Here is a 22,006-nt window from a genome sequence, read left to right as displayed (position 1 = left end):
CGCAGCATCACTGCCCGGTCTGGTCCGAAAGGGGAGAAGTCATCGTGGCAACCGCCGAGGTCCGCACTGACATACCGCAGTTCCTCCCGGTGGCGGGCCATCACGAGCCCGCGCCGTTCTATCTGACGGCGGACATGTTCGGCGGGGTGCCGGTCCAGCTCGCCGGCGGTCCGATCGACCACCTGGTGGGCAGGCCCGTCGCCGACCTCCACCGGCACGAGGTGCCCGAGATCTACTTCCTCGTCTCGCCCCGCCCGGGCGGCGCCCGCATCGAGGTGACCGTCGACGGCGAGACCCACGAGCTGTCGTCCCCGGCGCTGCTGCATGTGCCCGCCGGGGCCGAGCATCGCTTCCTCACCCTGGAGGCGGAGCCGGGCAGTTACTGCTTCGGCGTCCTGCTGGGAGACAAGGCGTGACCACGGCGGCCGTCCGTACCGGCCCGGCCCGTCTGCACCTGAGCGAGAGCCCCTACGGCCCCAGTCCCCTCGCGCTGAGGGCCGCCCAGGAGGCGCTGTGCCCCACGGCCCGCTACCCCGACCCCGCCCGGCTCGATCCGGTCCGGGCCATCGCCGAGCACAACGGTGTCGCCGAGGACCGGGTCGCCGTGGCCAACGGAAGCGACGAGCTGGTCCTGCTGACCGCGCTGGCCCTCGGCGACCGCGGCCGGCCGGGTGTCACGACCGCCGGGACCTTCCCCGGCTACCGCATCTGTCTCGAGGCGGCGGGCCGCGGCTGCGAGGAGATCCCGCTCGACGGGAACCGCGCCGACGCCGGTGCCGTCGCGGCCGCCATGGAGCGCGCGGGCATCGTCTACCTGTGCCACCCGCACAACCCGAGCGGGTCCGTGCTCGGCCACGCCGACCTCGAACTGCTGGTGGAGCGGGCCGCGGTGACCGGCACACCCCTGGTGGTGGACGAGGCGTACCTGGAGTTCGCCCCGGCCGGCACCCCCCGGCTGTGCGACTACCTGGGCACCGGCGCTCCGCTGCTGTCGCTGCGCACCTTCTCCAAGGCCCACGGTCTGGCCGCGCTGCGCATCGGCTACGCCGTCGGCAGCCCGGATCTCATCGGCCGGCTGCGCGCCGTGCAGGGCACCATGCCGTTCAGCGTGAACTCCGTGGCGCAGGCGGCGGCCGTCGCCGCGCTCGCCGACGGCGAGCACCTGCGGCGGGTGTGCCGCGACAACGCGCTGCGCCGCGCCTGGTTCCACGCGGAGCTGGAGCGCCGGGGCCGGCGGTCGCTGCCCTCCGCGACGAACTTCGTGGCCGTACCGGTCTCCGACTCCGCGGCCGCCGAGCGGCTGCTCGCCGACGAGCACGGCATTCTCGTGCGGGACGCCGGACGGTTCGGGCTCACCGGACATCTGCGCGTGTCCCTCGGTCCGCAAGAGGACCTCGAACGCCTCCTCGACGCCCTCGACGGGATCGACCCGCTCCCGTGACCCCGGGCCCTGCCGCCGGACAACTGCCCGGCGAAGCGGACCACACCCCTCCAGGAGAGAAATCAGCATGACGCACGCAGTCATCGTCAACACCCGGCAGCAGTACGCCGTGTGGCCCAGCCGGTCGCCGCTGCCGGCCGGCTGGGAGTCCACCGACTGGACCGGGACCGAGCAGGCCTGCCTGGACCGGATCGCCGAGGTGTGGTCCGACGGCCGCCCCGCACCGGTCCGCCGCGCCGCCGCCGAGGACGCCGCCCGCTCCGCGCCGCAGCTGCTGGCGACCGACCGGCTGTGGCTGCGTGAGGCGCTGCCCGAGGAGGCCCGGGAGATCACCGGCGGGCAGACGGCCGGACTGCACTGGGTGGGCGGCGCGCCGAGCGCCGAGACCCGGATCGCCGCGAAGATGCTGGTGCGGGCCGCCGACGCCGGGCTGCACCAGCCGGGCTGGGGCATGTATCTGCTGCTGAGCACCGAGGACGCCCAGGTCGTCGGCGCGATGGGCTTCCACGGACCGCCCGCCGACGGCTCGGCGGAGATCGGCTTCGACCTCGCCGAAGCGGCCAGGGGCCGGGGGTATGCGACCGAGGCGCTGCGTGAGCTGGCCCACTGGGCGCTGACCCGGCCCGGTGTCCGCACGGTCGTGGCCACGACCACCGAGGACAACCGGGCCTCACAGGCCGTCATGGAACGCGCCGGGTTCACGCTGCTGCCCGAACGCGGAGCCGATGACCTGCTGGTCTACCGCTTCGCCCATTGACCAGGCCGGCGGCGGACGCCCGCTGGCGTCCGGCCGGCCCACCGACTGACCGGCGAGACGCCGGAGGAAACGAGGAGCAGGGTGTCCCGTTCACCGCTCGCAGGGACCGTCCCCGCGGACACCGTCGCCGAGCCTCTTCCGCAGCCGTACGCCTACCGCCGCCATGCGGCCGTGGAGCCGGACTGGCGGCGTTTTCCCGGCTGGCGGGACGTCACCGAACGGCAGTGGCGTGACGCGCAGTGGCAGCGCGCGCACTGTGTCAAGGGTGTCGAGGAGCTGCGCGCGGTGGCGGGCGGCGGCCTCGCGAACACCTTCTACGACGATCTCGTGGCCGACCAGCGCGAGCACGCCACGATGCCGTTGCTGCTGCCGCCGCAGGTGCTGAACACCATCGCGCCCGACGGGCCGGTCGAGACGGCCGCCTGGTACGAGGACCCGGTGCGCCGGTACATGCTGCCGGTCGCCTCCGACCGGCAGCCGCTGTGGCCGAGCCATCCGCTGGCGTCCCGGGACTCCCTGCACGAGGCGGAGATGTGGGCGGTGGAGGGCCTGACCCACCGCTACCCGACGAAGGTCCTCGCGGAGCTGGTGACGACCTGCCCGCAGTACTGCGGGCACTGCACCCGCATGGACCTCGTCGGAACGTCGACGCCGCAGGTCACCAAGTACCGCTTCGTGCTGCGTCCCGCGGACCGGCTGGACCGGATGATCGACTATCTGCGGGCCACGCCGTCCGTGCGCGACGTGGTGGTCTCGGGCGGCGACGTGGCCAACGTGCCCTGGCCGAGGCTCGCCTCGTTCGTCGACCGGCTGCTGGAGCTGGACTCGGTGCGGGACATCCGCCTGGCCAGCAAGGGCCTGATCGGGCTGCCGCAGCACTGGCTCGCGCCACGCGTCCTGGAGGGGATCGCCGAGCTGTCGGCCAAGGCCCGCTCGCGCGGTGTCTCACTGGCCCTGCACACCCACGCCAACGCGGCCCAGCAGATCACCCCGTTGGTCGCCGAGGCCTCCCGGGCGCTGCTGGCGGCGGGGCTGCGCGACGTACGCAACCAGGGGGTGCTGCTCGACGGGGTGAACGCCACCCCCGAGGCCCTGCTCGACCTGTGCTTCGCCCTGCTGGACTCGGCGGGTGTCGTGCCGTACTACTTCTACCTCTGCGACATGATCCCGGGCGCCGAGCACTGGCGGCTCCCGCTGGCCCGGGCGCAGCGGCTGCAGCGGTCGATCATGGGCTATCTGCCGGGTTTCGCCACCCCGCGGCTGGTGTGCGACGTGCCGTACGTCGGCAAGCGGTGGGTGGACCAGGCCGACGGCTACGACCGGGAGCGCGGCATCTCCTCGTGGAGCAAGAACTACCGCACCACCGTCGAGCACGACGATCCGACCGCGCTGGAGCGGGTGCACCACTACTACGACCCGGTGCACACCCTGCCCGAGGAGGGCCGACGGTGGTGGTCGAGCGCCCAGGTGCTGATGGGGGCGGCTTCGTGAGTACGGCCACCACGGCGGCCACGACGGCGGCCACGTCTTCGGGGCTCGGCCTGCACCGGGTGCGGGAACCCGCCGGGGTGCTGCCGCAGGCGGCGCTGCGCCTGGACACCGATCCGCGGATCGCCGCGGACGAGGTCCGGGTGGACGTGGCGTGCCTGAACCTCGACGCCGCCTCGTTCCGGCAGCTGCGCGAGGCGCACGGCACGGACGCCCGGGCGCTGCGGGCGGCGGTGTGCGCGATCGTGCGCGACCGCGGCAAGATGCACAACCCGGTGACCGGGTCGGGCGGCATGCTGATCGGCACCGTCGCCGAGGTGGGCCCGGCCTCCCCGCTGGGGCTGCGCCCGGGTGACCGGGTCGCCACGCTGGTGTCGCTGACCCTGACTCCGCTGGAGATCACCGACGGGCTGCGCGACTGGGACGGGCTCAGCGAGCGGGTCCCCGCGCGCGGCCACGCGATCCTGTTCGGCCGGTCGGTGGCGGCGGTGCTGCCCGACGACCTGCCCGGCGAACTGGCCCTGTCCGTCCTGGACGTGTGCGGGGCCCCAGCGCTGACCGAGCGTGTCGTCACCTCGTACAGCCGCGCGGGCACCGCGCCCTCGGTGCTGGTGCTGGGCGCGTCCGGCAAGTCCGGTTCGCTGTCCCTGGCGGCCGCCCGCCGGGCCGGTGCCGGGCGGCTGACCGGGGTGGTGCCCGACGCGGCGGAGGAGGCGGCGCTGACCGCGAGCGGACTCGCGGACGAGACGGTACGGGCGGATGCCCGCGACGCGCTCGCCCTGCACACGCAACTGGGGCCGTACGGCGGCCAGTTCGACGTGACGGTGGTATGCACGGACGTGGCCGGCTGCGAACACGCGGCAGTCCTGGCCACCCGGGACGGCGGCACCGTGGTGTTCTTCTCCATGGCGACCTCGTTCGCAACGGCGGCGCTCGGCGCCGAGGGGCTGGCCCGGGACGTCACCCTCCTCATCGGCAACGGCTACCAGCCGGGCCACAGCGACCTCGCCCTCACACTGCTCCGCGAAGTACCCGGGGTACGCGCCCTGTTCAACCGGGCGGTGGGTGCCAAGGCGGACCCGGTGGTGGGTGCCGGAGACGACCCCGCGACCCGTACCGGGAACGACCCGGCGCCCCACGCCGGAGACGACTTGGCGGTCGGTACCGGGGGCGGCCGGGCGGTGGGTGCCGGGGGCGGCCGCGTCGCCGGTCTGGCAGGGACGCCATGACGGCGCCCGTGGCGATCTCGTCGGGAAAGCTGGGGCTGGACGAGGCGGCCGTGGCCCGGGCGCGGGCGCTGGCCGAACGGGCCGGGCGCCCGGTGGTGGAGCTGGCCCGGTCGCACACCACGAAGTCCGTGGAACGGGCCACGCTGCGCCTGGCCGGCCTCGACGGCGCCGACGCCGAGGGCATCCCCTGGGTCAACCGCCTGGTCGACACCGTCGCCGACGCGGTCGGCCTGGAGCACGGTGTGTGCCTGCCGGTGTGGGACGCGCTGCGCACCGGCGCGTACCGGGATCTGACCGAGCTGGCCGCCAAGGCCGCGGCGCGCGGTGTTCGCTTCCGTGTCCCCGAGGGCGCGGACGCCGAGGCTGCGGCGCTGGCGGCACGCCGGGCGGTCGCCCGGGGTATCTCCGTGATCGACGCCCGGCGGGCCGAACGGGATCGCATGGCGGGCGAGTTGGGGAACCCGCCGGCTCCGTGGATCTATCTGATCGTGGCGACCGGTGACATCTACGAGGACATCCGGCAGGCGCAGGCCGCGGCGCGCGGCGGCGCCGACGTGATCGCCGTGATCCGCTCCACCGGCCAGTCGCTGCTGGACTACGTGCCCGAGGGCGCGACCCGCGAGGGCTATGCCGGTACCTACGCGACCCGGGAGAACTTCCGGCTGATGCGCGCCGCGCTCGACGAGGTCTCGACGGAACTGGGCCGCTATGTCCGGCTCACCAACTACGCGTCCGGGCTGTGCATGCCGGAGATCGCGGCGCTGGCCGGCCTCGAACGGCTCGACATGATGCTGAACGACTCCATGTACGGCATCCTCTTCCGCGACATCAACCCGGTGCGCACCTTCGTCGACCAGCGTTTCTCCCGTCAGCTGCACGCGCGGGCGGGCATCGTCATCAACACCGGCGAGGACAACTACCTCACGACCGCCGACGCGGTGGACGCCGCGCACACGGTGACGGCGAGCCAGCTGCTGAACGAGTACTTCGCCACGGAGGCGGGTCTGGCGGCCGGTCAGATGGGCCTCGGGCACGCCTTCGAGATCGACCCGGACCGGCCGGAGTCGTTCCGGCTGGAGCTGGCGCACGCGCTGCTGGCCCGCGAACTGTTCCCCGACGCGCCGCTGAAGTGGATGCCGCCGACGAAGCACATGACCGGCGACATCTTCCGCGGCTATCTCCTGAACGGCTTCTTCAACCTGGCCGGGGCGCTGACCGGGCAGAGCATCCTGCTGGTCGGGATGATGACGGAGGCCGTCGTCACCCCCTTCCTGTCCGACCGTGACCTGGCGCTGCGCAACGTCCGCTATGTGCTCGGCGCGGCCGGCTCGCTGGCCGAGGACTTCCGGCCCGCCCCGGACGGGTTCATCGTCCAGCGGGCGCACCGGGTCCTCGACGAGGCCGTCGCCCTGCTGGAGGACATCTGCGGGACGGGGCTGCTGGACGCCATCGGGCGCGGCACGTTCGGCGGCATGCGGCGCCCCGCGGACGGCGGCCGGGGCGCGGACGGTGTGGTGGCCCGAGCGCCCGGATACCGCAATCCGGCCGTCGACCTTCTGGAAGGAACGTGAGATCCCATGAGCATTCCGCGCCCTGACCGGGATCCGGCCGCCCTGCGTGCCGCCGCAACCGGTGACGCCGGGCCGGTCCGCCCGTACGGCGACACCACCGACGACGGCATGGTGCAGCTGTCCTTCACCCTGCCCCTGCCGCACGGCCCGCGGGCCGAGGGCGCCGCGCTGCAACTGGCGCGCCGCATGGGCGTGGAGCGGCCGCTGCTGGTGCACAGCAAGCCGGTCGGCGGCACCCAGTTCAGTTTCTTCGTGGTGTACGGGCCGGTCGCGCACGCCGTGGACCTCGACGAGGTGGTCGTGGCCGAGCGCGACTACCCGCTGCTGTCGGCGAAGGAGGCCGACGCCGCGGTACGCGAACGGCTCGGCCGTCCGCTGGTGGTGGTCGGCGCGTGCGTCGGCACTGACGCGCACACGGTCGGCATCGACGCGATCCTCAACATCAAGGGCTTCGCCGGCGAGAAGGGCCTGGAGGCCTACAAGGAGATGCGCGTGGTCAACCTGGGCGCGCAGGTGCCGGTGGGTGACCTGGCGCGCCGGGCCCGGGCGGAGCGTGCCGACGCCGTCCTGGTGTCCCAGGCCGTCACCCAGCGGGACGCGCATCTGACCAATGTGCGCGAGCTGAGCGCGGAGCTGCGGGCGGAGTTCGCCGAACACGAGCGGCCGCTGCTGGTCGTGGGCGGGCCCCGCTTCGACGCGGCGGCGGCCGAGGCGCTGGGCGCGGACCGGATCTTCGGCCGCGGTACGACGCCGGGCGACGTCGCCAGCTATCTGGTGCACGCCCTGGTACCCGCCCCCGCACCGTCACCGGCCCCGGTCCCGGTCCCGGCGGTGCTCGCCGAGAGCGCTGTATGACCGCCCCTATGACCGCCCCTACGACCGCCGGCGTGGCCGTCCGCACAACCGCCCGTGTCCCGCCCGACTTCCCGCCCGACAGGAGGACCCGATGAACGCCCCCATCGCCGCCCATGCGGCCGACCGCCTCGACACCAGGTTCGCGGCGGTCGCGGCCCGCAACGCCGCCCGCACCGCCGCCTCCGACGCGGACGGCGAGGTGACCTATCTGGAGCTGGAGTGGCTCGCCGACGAGATCGCCCAGCGGCTCGCGGGCCGTACGGGCCCGGGCAGGCTGGTGGCGCTGCGAGCCGCGCGCAGCCGGTACGCGCCGGGAGCCGTGCTCGGCATCCTGCGGTCCGGGGCGGCGTATCTGCCGGTGGATCCGGGCTATCCGGCGGCCCGCCAGGAGTACCTGATGCAGGACTCCGGCACGGAACTGGTGCTGTCCGACAGCGGTCTGCTCCCGGACGAGACGCCCGTCGCCCAGGCCGGCCCGTACGTCCTGGCGACCCGGGAGGCCGCCCGCGCGGACAGGGCCGCACCGCCCCGGCTGCCCGAGGACACCGCGTACGTGATCTACACCTCCGGATCGACCGGCAACCCCAAGGGCTGCATGGTCGGCCACGCCCAGGTGCTGGCGCTGCTGGACGCGTCGATACCGCTGCTGGGCACCGGACCGGCGGACGTGTGGACGCTGTTCCACTCGCTGAGTTTCGACTTCAGCGTCTGGGAGCTGTGGGGGCCGCTGCTGTACGGCGGTCACCTGGTCGTCGTCGACCGGGGGGCGGCCACGGACCCGCTGGAGTTCGCCCGGCTGCTCGCAGCGCGGCAGGTCACCGTGCTCAACCAGGTGCCGTCCGCCTTCGGCAACCTGGTCACCGAGGCCGAGTCGGAGAAGGTGCGGCTGCCCGCACTGCGCCGGGTCGTGTTCGGCGGGGAGGCGCTGGTCCCGGCTGACGTGCGCCGCTGGTGGGCGGCGGACATCGCGCCGGACGCGCAGCTGGTCAACATGTACGGCATCACCGAGACCACCGTGCACGTCACCTGGTGTCCGCTGACCCCGGCCGTGCTCGGGGACGCGGCGGTGGGCCGCACTCCGATCGGCCGGCCGCTGCCGCACCTCTCGGTGTCGCTGCGCGACGCGCAGGGCCGCCCGGTGGCCGTCGGCGAGTCCGGTGAGATCTGGGTGGCCGGGGCGGGCGTCAGCCATGGCTACCTGGACCGGCCGGAGCTGACGGAGGCTCGCTTCGTCGACACCGGGGACGGCACGGGCCGTCACTATCGGAGCGGCGACTGGGCAGTGGCCGACGCGGAGGGCCGGCTGTACTACGCGGGCCGCCAGGACGGCCAGGTGAAACTGCGCGGCTTCCGTATCGAACTGGGCGAGATCGAGGCGGCGTTGCGCGCCCTGCCCGGCGTCTCGGGTGCGGCGTGCCTGGTGACGCAGGACCCCCACGGGGACCAGTCCCTCACGGCATACGTGGTGGCGGACCGCGACGTGCTGCCCCCGGCGGCCGTCCGTACGGCACTCGGCGGACGCCTGCCGGCCCATATGCTCCCGCAGCACGTACTGCACCTGGACCGCCTCCCGGTGACCCCGCACGGCAAACTGGACCGGGCAGCGCTCGCCGCCTAGTTGGATGAGTGCAAGGGGTCGGTCGAGGTCAGTGATCGAAGGCGATCAGGGATCGCTTGAGCTGCCCTTTGAAGGTCTGGTTGATCGACTCGATGACCTGACGCGAAGGCTTGAACAGATGCGCCCCAGCCCGCTCGGGTTCGCCCTTGCGAGCCGGGCGCAACAACTACGGTGATCGTCTGCGTCGGACGGGTGGCGGTGACCTCCGGGGCGGCATCGAGCATGTCACGCAGCGTCTCGCGCTCGTCGGCCTTCGCGCCGGTGAGCGCGAACAGGACTGGCAGCGCGCCCAGGGTACAGACCAGGTGTAGGCGAAGGCCCCAGAAGTGGGGGAAGCGTGTCGCGCCTCTGGCCGCTGTGATTCCGGCATCGCTCGGCGCGGCCCTTCTGATGCTGCTGACGATCCCCAACGCGCGCGGCTTCGGAGGGGCGCATGGAGCTCCGACAGGGCTGGCACTCGCCGTGATGGACGCCTGTTACGCACCGCTACTGCTATGGGGGCCGCTGCTCGGGGTCGTCACGATCTCCTACTACCGGCGGCGCTTGAACTGAGCAGGCGCTGACAGGACACAGTCAACCTCGTTGCGGCCAGCCCGCTCCCCTTGGACTCATTCATCCAGGGCAACGGCATGACACCGTCCGCCGGTCATGTCTTCGGACCACGCGGGGTGTTCCTCCCTGCAGACTGCGGGCCGTGACGTCGACGCCGCCGTCGGCGACGGTGAGGCGAGCGCTTGCGGCGTCCTCTGGCTTGACCGAGCGGTAGCCGCCCGCGAAGGCGACGTCGCCGAGCCGGCCGACGCCCCGGAACTCGGCGCAGGCGGCCTTCGCCTCGACCCGTGAGCCGGCGGGCAACTCGGCGGTGACCTCGATGGACCCGGACGTGCCGAGGATCCGGTTGTCCGCGGCCGGCGTCTCGATCCGCGGCTTCGACGGCCGGGAGGACCTGACGATGTGGATCGGCCTGCGCGTCAGTACCGCCCGACTCGATCTCATGGCCGATCCGCCGAGGACCGAGGCCGCCCGGCGGCGCGTCGAAGAAGTCCAGGGGGCCTTGCCGTTCGCGGGCACACCGGCCGTCGAGCGGCAGCTCCTGGCGGTGCGTGCCCGTATCGCCGTCGGCACCGGCCGCCCCGACGAGGCGCGCGCCGGCGGCTCGTCGCCGAATCCCTGGCCGAGTGAGCGGAGCCCCCTCCTGCCCTTGCCTCAGATGCGGGCGAGCTGTCCGGTCGTCAGGTGCGGTCGGCCCGTGTGGCGGTGGTTTCGAGCAGTCGGGCCAGGCCCAGGGGCCCGGTCGCGGCGCTGGTGAGCACCAGGAGCGGCGGGCGGCCACCGGCTTCCGCGATCAGCCGGGCGGTCTCGTACGCGGCGCTTCCGCCGCCCGAGAACCCGCCCACGACGACGAGCCGGGCGGGGTCGGTCAGGCCGCGCAGCGCGGTGTGCCCAGTGTGTGTTCCGCCGGGACCGGGGTGCAGCAGGACCATCGCCTCGGGGCCCCGGTAGGCGCGGGCGAGGCGTTCGTACCAGGAGCGCGGGATGCCGCGGCTCGGGACCAGGCAGATGGTGCCCGCGCCGGGCACCACGGCGGCGCGCAGTGGTTCGAGGGGCGCCTCGTGCGGCGCGTCGGTTGCCGGGCCGGGGCCGTCCGCGGCTGGGGAACCGGGCGGCTGGGCGGTGGGGGTGCCGGTGTTCGGCAGGAGGCGCAGCAGGTCGGCCACGGTCATGGAGTCGCCTGCCGTGTAGGGCAGTTCGGACAGCAGCAGGGCGCTGCCCGAGAGGATCTCGGTGACGTCGGCGAGCCGGGAGGGGTCGTGGGAGGCGGTGAGCACGAGTCCGCCGTCGTCGTGGTGGTGGGCGGCGAGCGTGAGCGGGAACGCCGTCAGGGCGCCGAGGGTCTCGGCGGGTTCCACGCGGATGCCCTCGGCGGCAAGGCCGGCCGTCAGACCGTCCGGGTGCCGTGGTCTGTTCTCGAAGACGAGCAGACTGCCGTCGTCCGCGGCGCTCGGCAGGTCGGCGCCGTCCGGGCGGGCCGTGCCGTCCGGCTCGCCCGTCTCGCCCGCGCTCCAGGAGCGTGCCTGGCCCGGCGAGACCCATTCGTAGGCCGTCATGTCCAGGACGTGGTCGCGCACTTCGGTGAGCAGCGTCGCCACGGTGGCGCGCGGGTCGACCTCGACACACAGCGGCAGCGGGGTGCGCAGCGCGGCGGGCAGGCTCTCCACGCCGTCGAGGAGGATGCCCCGGCCGGGGGCGGCGACATGGAAGCGGACCCGTGCCGCGGCCTCGGCTCCCTGGGCCCGGTACAGCAGCACCGCCCATACGGCGTGCAGCGCGACGCTTTCCGTGCCGCCCCAGCGTGCCGCCCAGGCGCGCAGCCGCTCCGTCTGCTCCGCGGTCAGCCGCAGCCGGACGCGTTTCGCGGCGGCGGGCAGGTGCCCGGCCGGCCCGGTGGCAGCGGACGGTAGGGGTAGGTGTGGGGGTGGGGCTGTGGGCGGTAGGGCAGGGGTCGCGGTGGTGGGCGGGCGGACGGTGCGAGCCCAGTAGTCCTGGGCGGGTCCGGTGTCCTGGCCGCTGAGCCAGCCGGTGTAGTCCCGCAGGTCGGGGCGGCGTTCCCCGCCGGGGAGCCGGCCGTCGGCCAGGTAGGCGCGGTAGAACTCGCGCAGCAGCAGACGCACGCTGAAGTCGTCGAGCAGCGCGTGGTGGTAGGTGAGCAGCACCCGGGCGGGCGTGGTCCCGTACGGCGCCGGGCGGTCCGCGGCCAGGACGGTCACCCGCAGGGCTCCGGGCCTGCGCGGGTCGATGCCGCGCCGGCGGTCGTCCTCGACCAGGTCGGCCCAGTGCGCCGCGCCCGCGGGCAGGCACAGCACGTCCGCGGTGACATGGTCGTGCACGGCCAGCAGTGGTTCGGGGCCGTCGTCGAAGACGGTGCGCAGCGCGCTCTCGCGGTCGGTGACGCACTGCCAGGAGGCGCGGAACCGGTCTTCGTCGAGGGGCCCGTGCCAGGACCAGGCGAGCTGCTCGACGTGACGGCCGGGGTTGGCGTCGGCGTCGGCGAGGAGTTCCCGCTGCAGCGGGGTCGGCCGGATGCGCCAGGTGGGACGGGCGGCGTCTTCCGGGTGGGTGAGCAGGTCGGCGAGCAGGCCGTAGGGGTAGGCGTCGGCCGGGGTTCCCGCGTCCACGGCGGTGAGCCGCAGCGTGTGGTGGCGGGGGCCGTGGCGGTCGATCCGGTGACGCCAGGCCCGAGCGGCCGGGGCGCGGACGGCGACGTGGTCGAGGGCGGCCTCGATCCGGGCCCGGTCCAGGGGGCCGCGCAGTTCGAGGGCCGTCTCGTGGTGGGACGGCCGGCCGAGGGCGACGACGACCGTCGTCGCCTCCTCGGGCGGCAGGGGCCAGGTGTGGTTGGCGGTCATCGGCTGTCCGGGGCGCGCACCGCGCGGCTGCGCGTACGGCGTGCCGTCGGCACGGACGGCTCTGCGCGGGAGCCTTCACGCACGGCGCATACGGCGTTGGCGGCCCCCTATCCCCCCTCTGTCTGAGAGCGCTCGACGAGTATGGACGGGCCCGCCCACAAAGGGCTGACACGGCGCTGACACGGCGCTGGTGCGGGCACCGACACCGGGTTCCCGGACCGGACACCGACACCGAATCCCCGAACCACGCGCCGACACCGAGTCCCGGGCCGGGCACTGACACCGAATCCCCAAACCGAGCGCCGACACCGAGTCCCGGACCCGAGTCCCCGGACCCAGCGTCGACGCCGGGTTCCCGGACCGGGCACCGACACGGCGCCGGGTTCGGCGGACACCGGCGCGCATGCCGCTCGTACTTCCTCGGCGCGCGGCAGGTGTCATCCGCGGGCGCGTGCCGGTCGTACGTGCTGCGTGCGGCAGGTGTCACCCGGCGGGCGCGTACCGGTCGCACGCCCCCGGCGCGGCAGGTGCCACCCGGCGGGCACGCCTGCCAGCCGGACGTCCTGCCCACCGCAGGTGTCACCCGGCGGGCGCCTACCCGTCGTACGTGCTGCGTGCGGCAGGTGTCACCCGGCGGTCGCGTACCGGTCGTACGCCCTCGGCGCGGCAGGTGTCACCCGGCGGGCGCGTCGAAGGTGGGGAGCAGGTCGGCGACCGCGCCCAGGAAGCCCTCGTCGAGCATGGTGCGGGCGGAGGTGTCGCGGGAGGTGTCCAGGCCGGCGTCGTGGCAGGCCACGCTGATGAGGTAGCGGTCGAGGACGCGGTGGGTGGCGAACGCCCACTCGCCCCGGGAGGCGGGGCGGCCGTCGGGTGCCAGCAGCCCCCCGCCCTCGGCGCCGAAGCCGAACTCACTGAAACCGAGCCGCAGTCCCTGCCCCAGGGCCTTGGTGTAGGCCTCCTTCAGGGTCCACAGCCGCAGCAGTCCGGCCGGCCGCCGCCGCTCGGGCAGGCGCTCCAGTTCCGCGCGTTCGGCGGCGGTGCAGATGTGGCTCTGCATGAGGTCGAAGGACATGGTCCGGTCCGCGGGTTCGGCGTCCACGCCGATCCGGCCGTTGCGGCTGACGCCCACGGCGATCAGGTCGTCGGTGTGGGTGAGGCTCACATCGATCTGGTCGAGCCCGCGCAGATACGGCCGCCCGCCGATCCGGTACGCCAGGTCCAGTTCGGCCGGCTCGGTGCCCAGCGCGGCGGCGGCCGTGAACTTGGTGACCATGCGCGAGGTGACGAACCGGAACCGGACGAGCGGGTCGGCGGTGCGCCGGTAGCGCTGCCAGTCCCGGCCGAGCAGGGGCCGCAGCGCCGGGTCGGTGACGGCCGCGCCGAGCCATTCGCCCCAGGTGGTGTGCACCACGGCGTTGCCGCGCAGCTCCATCCCGGCGCGGACCCGGTGCCAGGGCCCGTCGGGGCCGCTGACGTGGATCGGCTCGGTGATGCGGTCGGCATCGGCCGGCCGGAGGGCCGGTTCGCCGCTGGTCGGTGCCTTCACCCTGAATCTCCTTCCGCCTGTGTCTCCTTCCGCGGGTCGTCGCACGCGCGACGGGCCGGCGGTGTCACCCTGTGCCCGGTCACGGTGGGGCCCGGTCACTGGGCGAGGACCGTCGCGTCCAGGTCGAAGCTGAGCCCGGCCCGGTAGCGGCGGATCAGTTCGTCCAGTACGTGCCGGGTGCAGCCGTCGGGCAGGTCGGGCACCGGGATGCCGAGCCGCTCGCCGATCCGGGACAGGGCGAGCACGGCCCAGCCGGGGTCCGCGAGGAACGGGTCCGTGCCGTCCTGGCCCTCCCAGATGCCGAGGACCGCGGCGGCGCTGACGATCAGGCTGTAGCGGTCGCTGAGGACGCACACGGCGGGACTCGCCGATGCCGAGGCCGCGGAGGGGGGCAGCCGCCGGCAGGTCTCGCGCAGGGCGCGCAGTTCCACGACGAACGCCTCGGCCAGTTCCGCCAGTGCGGCGATCTGGCCGCCGACACCGCGCGCGGACGCGAGCCGGGCGGCCGAGCCGACGAGGGAGGCGGCCATGAAGTCGCCGCCGCCCGCGATGCCCAGCACGCTGTAGTCCAGCGGCGGCAGTTCGGCACCCTCGCGGAACAGCTCGGGCGGCGGCTCCTCCTCGGCGAACCAGGCGTGCTCGGCGAGCGTGCGCAGCTGCGGCACGATCACGGCCTGGCAGGAAGCGGTGCCGGCGTGGCCGAGTCCGGCGACGGGCAGGTCCCGCACGAGTTTGTCGAGGGAGCCGTACTCGGGGCTGCCGTGCTGGTAGCCGCGGCCGCCGAGCACGGTGGCGAGTTCGTCCAGGTTCTCGCGCAGCAGGTCCGGTACGACGTACTTCACGGCGGCGGCGAACACATGGGCCCGGTCGGGCAGCAGGCTCAGGGCGCGCAGCGCGACGGTGGCCATGCTGTCGCAGGCCAGCAGGTCGGCGAAGACACCGGTGAGCGCCTTGTGCCAGCGGCGGGCGACAGGTCCGCTGCGCCCGGTGGTGGCCGCCCGGACCGCGGAGCGCAGGACGGTGTCCGCGGCGGCGATGACGACACCGCAGATCACGCTGCGGTTGACCTGGAACGTGCGCAGGGCGAGCGGGACGCCGTCCCCGGTACGGCCGACGAGCGCGTCGCCGGGAACGGGACGGCCGGCGAACTCCAGTCCGGAGAAGAGCACTCCGCGCATGCCGGTGGTCTCCACCCGGGGCAGGTGGCGCATGGTGCCGGGCTGTGCCTCGGCGGGGTCGAGGAGGAACACCGAGTGGCTGTGCGGTCCGCGCGCGGTGTCGGTGCGGGCGTAGACGACCTGGGCGTCGGCCCGGGAGGCGTTGATGATGACGTCCTTGCGGCCGTCGAGCCGGTAGCCGCCGCGCCGCGGCTCGGGGAGCGCGGTGAACTCGTCGCGCAGGATGGCGTTGGCGTGGGCCAGCTCGTGGTGCAGGATCGTGGCGCGTCCCCCGCCGAGCAGCAGGCGCGCGAGGTCGTGGCGCTGTGCCGGGCTGCCGGCCGCCCACACCGCGCCGGTGGCGAACAGCGAGGTGATGCCGTGTCCGAACCCCAGCGCGACATCGCGCCGGAAGACGGGACGCAGGGCGCGGGCGAGCAGGTCGGCCCGGGTGAGCAGGCCGCCGTGCTCGGCGGGCACGAACTCGGCTCCGAGGCCGGTCGCGGCCAGCAGGGCCTCCGTCTCGGCGGGCGGGGTGCGCCGGTCGTCGGCGGTGAACAGGGCGTGCAGGCCATGGGGGTTGGCGGGGTCGTACGGGTCGCCGAGCAGGTTCTCCAGCCGGGCTGCGCGGGTACGTGCGTCCGCCTCCCAGCGGCCGTGCCGGGCAACCGGTGCCTGTGCGGTCTCGGCGATGGTGGTCATGGTGACGGTGGTCAGCTCCTTCGTCCTCACGATGTCCCTGCGGTGCCCTGGAACGACCCTGGCGGCGGCGGCTCGCGGCCCGCTGGAGCTGGGCTGGAGATGCCGTTCACGCGGGCTCGGGGACACGGCGGACAGGTGACGTGAATACGCTGCTCACAGCGACGTGATCCGGTATTGCTCCAGTGTCCCGCGAGCGGAACCACAGCGGTTTCCTAGCGGTTTTCAAGCGTTCTTCCAGCGGAGTCGGAGCCGACCGTCGAAGCGGCGGAGAAAGGGGCAGAAGAGGCACGGGAAAGGAGGACGGAAAGAGGAGTGGAAAGAAGGGGTGCAAAAAGGGCTGCCGCGCCTCTCCGGAATGACCGGGAGGCGCGGCAGCCCGAGCGCGCGCTGTGCGGCGTCAGCCGGTCTTGCGCCGGAAGTAGCGCTTCTGGCCGGCCTGTCCGCTCATGCCCTTGACCCGAAGCCGGCCCTCCTCGTGGGCCTTCCTGGACCGGGTGGCGCTCTCCTTGCGTTCGAGGGCCTCGCGGAATTTACGGCGCGCGTCGCTGTCGCCGTTCTCGTCGATTTTGTTCTGCGGCGTCTCCGCCATACGGACCTCCGGGGGGAGTGGTGATATTTACTGGACGGTCAGGCTGGCACAGAAAATCGGCACCGGCCATACCCTGTTTTTCGAGAGGAATGGAATTCGGCCTACGCCGCGTCGGCCGCGAGCCGGCCCGGGGCGCCGCCGGTGCCGCCGCCCTCGCCCGCCGCGGCGGCCTGCGCGCCGGTGTCCTCGGCGGCCTGCTTCTTCCCGGGCAGCAGCGGACTGAGCAGGGCGACCAGGGCGAAGACGGCCGCGTTGTACCAGAGGGTGGCGGCGGTGGCGTCGCTGAAGCGCTGGGCGCGGTCGCCGCTCCCGGAACCGGACAGGCTGAAGAAGATCACGCCGACGACGGCGATGCCCGTGGCGGTGCCGAACTGGATGAGCGCGTTGACGACTCCGGAGCCCGCCCCGGCGTCCTGCGGCGGTACGTCACCGAGGACGACGTTGGTGAGGACGGGCGAGCACAGGCCCATGCCGAGGCCGACGACCAGTTCGGCGCCGGCCAGCTGGAACCAGGTCAGGTCCCGGCCCTGGGTGTGCGTCAGCAGGATCATCAGCAGGGTGCCGAGGGCCATGACCGAGGTGCCGGCGGCGACGAACGCCCGCCCGTTGGCGGTGCCCTTGCGCCAGGCGATCTGGAAGGTCGCCGTGATGCCGATCGGGAAGGCCACGGTCACCAGGGCGGTGCGCAGGGCCGAGAAGCCGAGGCCCAGCTGCATCTGGTAGGTGAGGACCAGGAAGAACGAGGTGATGCCGGAGAAGGCGAGCATCACCACGAACACTCCCGCGGTGAACGAGCGGTGCCGGAACAGGGTGGGCGGCACCAGCGCCGATCCGTCCCTCGCGTGCCGCCGCCGCTGGTAGAGGGCGAACGGAACCAGCAGCGCCAGCGCCACGCCCATCATGGCGAACATCCAGCCGGGCCAGCCCTGTTCACGGCCCTGGACCAGCGGGTACATCAGTCCGAGGGCGGCGAGGCTGACCAGGGCGACGCCCGGGACGTCCAGCCGGGTCGCCTGCTCGGACCTGCTCTCGGGCAGGCACCACAGGGCCAGCGCGACGGCCAGGATCCCGAACGGGACGTTGATGAGGAAGACCGCGCGCCAGCCGAGGCCCAGCACGTCCAGGTCCGTCAGCACACCGCCCATCAGCGGGCCGGTGACTCCGCCGAGGCCGAGCACCGCGCCCATCATCGAGAAGGCGACGACCCATTCCTTCTGCTCGAACGTCGTCATGATGACGGACATGACCTGCGGCACCATCAGCGCGGCCATGAGCCCCTGCGCCAGCCGGCCGGCCACCAGCACGCCCGGTGAGCCGGCCGCGCCGCACAGCACGGACGCGAGGGTGAAGCCCACCACGCCGGTGAGGAACATCCGTTTGCGCCCGTAGATGTCGCCGAGGCGGCCGCCGGTGATCAGGAAGACGGCGAAGGCGAGGGCGTAACCGGCCAGCGTCCACTGCGCGGTGGCGAAGCCGGCACCCAGGTCGTCCTGGATGCGGGGCAGCGCGACGGTCACGATCGTCGAGTCGACGTTGTCCAGGAAGGCGGCGAGCAGCACCACGGCGAGAGCCACCCATTTGCGGCGCGAGGCCGCCGGTGCGGGTGTGGTCCCTGTTGCCACTGTCACTTGATCAACTCCTGTGGAACACGGTTGGGGTGGGGGGACATGGGCGGCGTCAGACGCCGCCCAGGATGGAATCGAGGGCCTCGTCCATCTCCTCGGCCGTCAGTTCTTCCGCGGCGCGCAGTGCCTCGCCGGCGTCGGCCGGCGCGGCGGTGGGACGGGCCAGTTCCAGCAGCCGGTCGAGCAGTCCGCTCTGCCGCAGCTGGTCGGCGCTGACCCGGGCCAGCGCCCACTGGGCGGCCCGCGCCGGGTCGGCCGGCGGCGTGTCGTCGCGGCCTGGCTCGTCCGCGGACAGCCGCGTGTGCAGGAAGTCGGCGATCGCCCGGGGCGTCGGATAGTCGAACGCCAGCGTGCTCGGCACGGCGACCTGGGTGTGCTTGGCGATGCGGTTCTTCAGCTCCACCGCCATCAGCGAGTCCCAGCCGAACTCCCGCATCGGCTTGTCCTGGGGGACGGGGGCCGACAGGCCGAGCACCGCGGTGACCTCCTGCTGGACGAACCTGCGCAGGGAGGCGGCGCGTTCCTCGCCGGGCAGGTCCGCGAGCCGGTCCCGGAACGCGGACCCCTGCTCCACGGCCTGCGCCGCCTGCTTCGGCCCGGTGCGCACCAGCGCCCGCAGTACGGCCGGCAGCCGCTCGGCACCGGCACGCTGCAGCGCACCGAGGTCGAGCCGGGCCGGCACGAGGTGCGGTTCGGGCCGCAGGAGGGCCGCGTCCAGCAGCGCCAGGCCCTCGGCGACGGTCATCGCACGGGCACCCTGGCGGCGCATCCGGGCCAGCTCCGCCTCGCCGAGGCGGGACGTCAGGCCCGTACCGCCCTGCGCCCACAGGCCCCAGGCGAGGCTGGTGCCGGCGAGGCCCCGCCTACGCCGGTGCGCGGCGAGGGCGTCGAGGAAGGCGTTGGCGGCGCCGTAGTTGCCCTGGCCGGGTGAACCGAGGGTGCCGGCCACGGAGGAGAAGAGCACGAACGCGGCGAGGTCCGAGTCCCGGGTCAGCTCGTGCAGCTGCCAGGCACCCGACACCTTGGGGGCGAGCACCCGCTCGAACCGTTCGGCGGTCTGGTTGCGCAGGACCCCGTCGTCGAGGACGGCCGCGAGGTGCACCACGCCGGTCAGCGGATGCTCGGGCGCGACCGCGGCCAGGGCCTCGGCGGCGCCCTCGCGGACGGCGACATCGCAGGCCGCGAGCCGCACGGACCGCGCACCCGCGGCCCGGAGTTCCTCGGCCAGCTCGGCGGCGCCGGGCGCCGCGGCACCCTGACGGGACGTCAGCACCAGGTGCCGCACCCCCTGCTCGGTGACCAGATGGCGGGCCACCTCACGGCCCAGCTCCCCCGTGCCGCCGGTGATCAGCACGGTGCCGTCCGCGTCGAGCGCTCGGGGCGCGGTGAGCACGAGCTTGCCGGTGTGCCGCCCCTGCGCCATGTGACGGAACGCGGCGGGCGCCTCCCGCACGTCGTAGGCGAGGTAGGGCAGCGGCTCGACGCTGCCGTCGGCCAGCAGGCCGGACACCTCCGTCAGCAGCCGCTGCAGGTGCTCCGGCTCCAGCGACATGAGGTCGAACGCGCTGTAGGTGACGCCGGGATGGGCGGCGGCCACCTCCCCCGCGTCGCGGATGTCGGTCTTGCCCATCTCCAGGAACCGGCCGCCGCGCGGCAGCAGCCGCAGCGAGGCGTCCGTGAACTCCCCGGCCAGCGAGTTGAGTACGACGTCGACACCAGCCCCGCCGGTGGCGTCCAGCCACTGCTGCTCGAAACCGGTGTCCCGGGACGAGGCGATCCGCCCGGCCGGCAGTCCGAGCCGGTGCAGGGCGGGCCACTTGGCGCGGCTGGCCGTGCCGTGGACCTCGGCGCCCAGGTGGTGGGCGAGCTGTACGGCGGCCATGCCGACACCGCCGGCGGCCGCGTGCACCAGGACCTTCTCCCCGGCCCGCAGCCCGCCCAGCTCGGTGAGCCCGTAGTACGCCGTGAGGAAGGCGAGCGGAACCGTCGCCCCCTCCTCGAAGGTCAGCGTGCCGGGCAGCCGGGTCATCAGCCGCCCGTCGCCGCGCACCTCGGTGCCGAACGCGCCGAGCGCCAGACCCATGGCCCGGTCCCCGGGCCGCAGATGCGTCACCGCGGAGCCCGTCTCCAGCACCACGCCCGCGAACTCCAGGCCCAGTGCGGGGGTGGCGACCATGCCGAGGGCGTTCAGCACATCACGGAAGTTCATGCCGGCGGCCCGCACCTCGACGCGCACCTCGTGCTCGCCGAGCGGCTCCGGCCGGTCCACCGGGACCAGTTCGAGGCTGTCGATGCTGCCCTTCTCGCGGATGTCCAGCCGCCAGGGGCCGTCCGTGCCGGGCGGGGTGAGCGTGGCCGCGCCACGCGCCGCGTCCCGTCGTGTGGGCACGAGCCGCGGGGCGTACACGGTCGTCGCGCGCACCGCGAGTTCCGGCTCGTCGTCCAGGGTGAGCGCGGCGGCCAGCAGCTCGGCCGGCGCACCGATGCCGGGCTCGGTGCCGTCCAGGTCGACCAGCCGCAGCACCCGGTCGGGATACTCGCCGCGCACGGCCCTGACCAGACCCCACAAGGGGGAGGCGTCCAGGGCGCCGACGGCGTCCTCGGGCCGGGCGGCGACCGCGTCGCGGGTCAGCCAGACCAGCGCGGCATCCGCCGGTCCGTCCTCGGCCAGCAGCCGCTGCAGCACACCGAGCGCGTCGAGCGTGGTGGCCCGCGCCGCCGCCTCGAGGTCCGTGGCGGCGCCGCCGGTGGCGTCGACGACGATCAGGCGCGGGTTGTCGTCCGCCGCCAGCAGCGCGTCGACGTCCGCGTGGCGCCGCACGCCCAGCGTCTCGGCCAGTGCGCTGCCGTCGCCGCCGCCCAGCACGACGGTGCCCTCGGGCAGCGTGGCCTCGGGCGGGTTCACCGGCTGGAAGTCGACGCGGTACAGGTCGTCCGGAGCGGTGGGGGCCGAGGGGCGCAGCTGCTGCGCGTGAGCCTGCTGCACCCTGAGCCCGGCCGCGTACAGGACCGGCTCTCCGGCCGGGTCGGTGGCGAGCAGGCTCACCTGGTGTCCGCCCGACCCGTCCGTCTCCGTGACGTCGACGCGTACGCGCAGCTCGGTGCCGCCCGTCGCGTACAGGGCCACGTCGGTCCACGCGAACGGGAGCAGGACGGTGTTCTCCGGCCGCTCACCGGTGTCCACGGCGGCGAGGACGTGCAGCGCGGCGTCCAGCAGTGCCGGATGCACGCCGAACCCGTCGGCGTCGGCGCGCTGCTGCTCGGGCAGCACGACGCGTCCGTAGGCGACGGTGCCGCGTCGTGCGAGACCGGTGAGCCCGCGGAAGGCGGGCCCGTACTCCAGTCCCTGTGCGCTCAGTGTGTCGTAGAAGCCCTCCAGCGGTACGGCCTCGCTGCCGGGCACCGGCCAGTCGAGCAGGTCGGCGAGCCCGTCCGGTCGGCCGTCCGGCGCGTCGTCGGCCAGCTCACCGGTCGCGTGCGTCGTCCAGCCGCCCGGCTCGCCGGAGGCCTCGGGCTGGCTGAAGATCGCGACGGACCGCCGGCCCTCGTCGTCGGGCGCGCCCACCTTCACCTGGATCCGCATGGGCGTGTCCGTGGTGAGGACGAGGGGCTGGGCCAGGGTGAGTTCACCGACGCGGGCCGCACCGACCGCGCGGGCGGCGGTGAGCGCCAGGTCGAGCAGTCCGGTGCCCGGGACGAGGACGGAGCCGAAGACGGCGTGGTCCCGCAGCCAGCTGTGCTCGGTCAGCGCGAGCCGCCCCGACAGCAGGTGTCCCTCACCGTCCGCCTGTGCCACGATCGCGGCCAGCCAGGGGTGTTCGGCCGGTACGAGGCCCGCGTGCCGCGCGTCGCGCAGACCGCTGCGGGCCGGTGCGAGCCAGTAGTGGTCGCGCTGGAAGGCGTAGGTGGGCAGGTCGACCGGCACACCCTCGGGCAGCGCCTCCTCCCAGGCGATCTCCTGCCCCGACACATACAGTGCACCCAACGCCCGCACCAGCGTACGGACTTCGTCCACCGGCTC

At 74.0% G+C, this 22,006-nt stretch carries 14 protein-coding genes and 2 pseudogenes; 8 read left to right on the top strand and 8 right to left on the bottom strand.

Going from position 1 to position 22,006, the window contains the following annotated elements; genetic code table 11:
• Positions 1-44 precede the first annotated feature (44 nt).
• The 8 genes from AB0L75_RS40025 (at position 45) to AB0L75_RS39990 (ending at position 8,959) form a co-directional block, all read left to right on the top strand.
• Positions 45-416, top strand: a complete 372-nt coding sequence (locus AB0L75_RS40025; protein ID WP_365191200.1) for a cupin domain-containing protein — start codon at positions 45-47, stop codon at positions 414-416.
• A complete protein-coding gene (locus AB0L75_RS40020; RefSeq protein WP_365191199.1) occupies positions 413-1,441 on the top strand; it encodes a histidinol-phosphate transaminase in 1,029 nt (342 codons plus the stop codon). The genes AB0L75_RS40025 and AB0L75_RS40020 overlap by 4 nt, the downstream gene beginning before the upstream one ends.
• A gap of 67 nt (positions 1,442-1,508) precedes the next feature.
• Positions 1,509-2,198: a GNAT family N-acetyltransferase gene (locus tag AB0L75_RS40015; protein WP_365191198.1), complete on the top strand. Its 690-nt coding sequence runs from the start codon at positions 1,509-1,511 to the stop codon at positions 2,196-2,198.
• A gap of 171 nt (positions 2,199-2,369) precedes the next feature.
• Positions 2,370-3,689, top strand: coding sequence for a lysine 2,3-aminomutase (locus tag AB0L75_RS40010; protein ID WP_365191215.1), 1,320 nt, complete (start codon positions 2,370-2,372; stop codon positions 3,687-3,689).
• Complete coding sequence (locus AB0L75_RS40005; protein WP_365191197.1) at positions 3,686-4,915, top strand: L-erythro-3,5-diaminohexanoate dehydrogenase; 1,230 nt, start codon at positions 3,686-3,688, stop codon at positions 4,913-4,915. Before AB0L75_RS40010 ends, AB0L75_RS40005 begins: the two co-directional genes overlap by 4 nt.
• Entirely contained in the window at positions 4,912-6,486 is a 1,575-nt protein-coding gene (locus AB0L75_RS40000) for a lysine 5,6-aminomutase subunit alpha (RefSeq protein ID WP_365191196.1), read from the top strand. Before AB0L75_RS40005 ends, AB0L75_RS40000 begins: the two co-directional genes overlap by 4 nt.
• Positions 6,487-6,492: 6 nt before the next feature.
• Positions 6,493-7,341 (top strand): OAM dimerization domain-containing protein, encoded by an 849-nt coding sequence (locus tag AB0L75_RS39995; RefSeq protein WP_365191195.1) that lies wholly within the window; start codon positions 6,493-6,495, stop codon positions 7,339-7,341.
• A gap of 91 nt (positions 7,342-7,432) precedes the next feature.
• The gene (locus AB0L75_RS39990; RefSeq protein WP_365191194.1) at positions 7,433-8,959 is read left to right on the top strand and encodes an amino acid adenylation domain-containing protein; all 1,527 of its coding nucleotides are present in this window, start codon (positions 7,433-7,435) and stop codon (positions 8,957-8,959) included.
• Positions 8,960-9,017: 58 nt separating this feature from the next.
• Here the strand turns inward: AB0L75_RS39990 and AB0L75_RS39985 are convergent.
• The 8 genes and pseudogenes from AB0L75_RS39985 to AB0L75_RS39950 all read right to left on the bottom strand — a co-directional run.
• Positions 9,018-9,288: pseudogene (locus tag AB0L75_RS39985) on the bottom strand (IS982 family transposase); the annotation flags it as partial.
• A 391-nt stretch (positions 9,289-9,679) separates the two neighbouring features.
• A pseudogene (locus AB0L75_RS39980) lies at positions 9,680-9,883 on the bottom strand (hypothetical protein); the annotation flags it as partial.
• Between the two features lie 308 nt (positions 9,884-10,191).
• The gene (locus AB0L75_RS39975; protein WP_365191193.1) at positions 10,192-12,366 is read right to left on the bottom strand and encodes a condensation domain-containing protein; all 2,175 of its coding nucleotides are present in this window, start codon (positions 12,364-12,366) and stop codon (positions 10,192-10,194) included.
• Positions 12,367-13,039: 673 nt separating this feature from the next.
• On the bottom strand, positions 13,040-13,912 hold the full coding sequence (locus AB0L75_RS39970; protein WP_365191192.1) for a 4'-phosphopantetheinyl transferase superfamily protein: 873 nt from the start codon (positions 13,910-13,912) through the stop codon (positions 13,040-13,042).
• A gap of 95 nt (positions 13,913-14,007) precedes the next feature.
• On the bottom strand, positions 14,008-15,801 hold the full coding sequence (locus AB0L75_RS39965) for an acyl-CoA dehydrogenase (RefSeq protein ID WP_365191191.1): 1,794 nt from the start codon (positions 15,799-15,801) through the stop codon (positions 14,008-14,010).
• A 367-nt stretch (positions 15,802-16,168) separates the two neighbouring features.
• A complete protein-coding gene (locus AB0L75_RS39960) occupies positions 16,169-16,360 on the bottom strand; it encodes a DUF5302 domain-containing protein (RefSeq protein ID WP_365191189.1) in 192 nt (63 codons plus the stop codon).
• A gap of 101 nt (positions 16,361-16,461) precedes the next feature.
• Positions 16,462-17,988 carry an MFS transporter gene (locus AB0L75_RS39955; protein ID WP_365191187.1) on the bottom strand — a complete coding sequence of 509 codons (1,527 nt, stop codon included), beginning with the start codon at positions 17,986-17,988 and terminating at the stop codon, positions 16,462-16,464.
• Between the two features lie 49 nt (positions 17,989-18,037).
• Positions 18,038-21,970, bottom strand: coding sequence for an SDR family NAD(P)-dependent oxidoreductase (locus tag AB0L75_RS39950; protein ID WP_365191185.1), 3,933 nt, complete (start codon positions 21,968-21,970; stop codon positions 18,038-18,040).
• Positions 21,971-22,006: the final 36 nt, after the last annotated feature.

Source organism: Streptomyces sp. NPDC052101, from assembly GCF_040680235.1.
Classification (GTDB): domain Bacteria; phylum Actinomycetota; class Actinomycetes; order Streptomycetales; family Streptomycetaceae; genus Streptomyces.
Note: the sequence above shows the minus strand (reverse complement) of the source record. Positions and strands in the feature narration are given on the sequence as shown.